The sequence below is a fragment of the Haloarcula terrestris genome (assembly GCF_031624315.1).
Classification (GTDB): domain Archaea; phylum Halobacteriota; class Halobacteria; order Halobacteriales; family Haloarculaceae; genus Haloarcula; species Haloarcula terrestris.
Genome location: NZ_JAMQOM010000037.1, coordinates 1 through 926 on the forward strand (window position 1 = coordinate 1; position 926 = coordinate 926).

Sequence of the window (926 nt, forward strand, 5' to 3'; positions counted from 1 at the left end):
GGCTCTGTAGTTTCGATACACTGCGCTGGATTTCACGGATATCGGACGCTCCGACGAAGGTTGTAGACGGTGGCTTTGAGGATGATTTCACGGAATTCGAGCCACCAGCTTCGCGCACGCACGGCACCGCCGAGCGTGCGCTTGATGCTTGAGAAGACGGTTTCAGACATGGATCGCTGGTGGTACCGATCACTGTCCATGCGGGCGTTGTGAGCGTGATCGAGAGAGTTGAACAGACGGTGTTTGATGAGCGGGCGGATGCCGTTTTGACGGAGTTCGTTGCGGAAGGCTTTCGCGTCGTATCCTTTGTCCGCAGCGAGGCTTCGCAGGTCGCCCGCGTTCCGGCGGGCGACCTGCGGGCCGATCTTGGCGTCGTGTTTTTTCGAGGTAGTCGAATGGATGTCGGTGATATACAGCGTTTCGACATCCACCAGCGCAGTCACTTTCAACGCCCGGACGCGGTAGTCTGTACGGTTAGCGTAGTGTCGGCTTGGTTGGTCACGGTCAAAGCCAGTTGCATCAATCGAAGCATGGCCAGTGCGTTTCTCAGCCGACGCGCCGAGAAACGCACGCCATGTCTCGGTCGGAATCCGTTCAAACCACGTACGAAGAACCGTGTAGTGAGGCAGCCGCGTAAGGCCGATCTCGTCAAGGACACCGGGCATCTCACTCAGCAAATCAACTGCGACGCGATAGGATTTTGCCAGCTCGATACGGAGCGCATGGAGCGTCAGCATCGCCCATTCAGCGAACCCGCCACCCCCTTCGGGGTCGGCGGGTTCGTCCGGATTAGCAACAACTGATTTAGACTTAGCGACCGTAACACGGGTGAAGAGGCGGATTTCGGATGTCAAACCAATCTGTCTCTTCGCTTTCTACCAAGATAACGCAGTCGTAGCTGTCGCGGCTAGCGAAACTACAGAGCC

General features: G+C 57.2%; 1 protein-coding gene. It reads right to left on the minus strand.

Going from position 1 to position 926, the window contains the following annotated elements:
* Positions 1 to 32 precede the first annotated feature (32 nt).
* On the minus strand, positions 33 to 854 hold the full coding sequence (locus tag NDI54_RS21400; RefSeq protein WP_310898334.1) for an IS5 family transposase: 822 nt from the start codon (positions 852 to 854) through the stop codon (positions 33 to 35).
* Between the last annotated feature and the right edge of the window lie 72 nt (positions 855 to 926).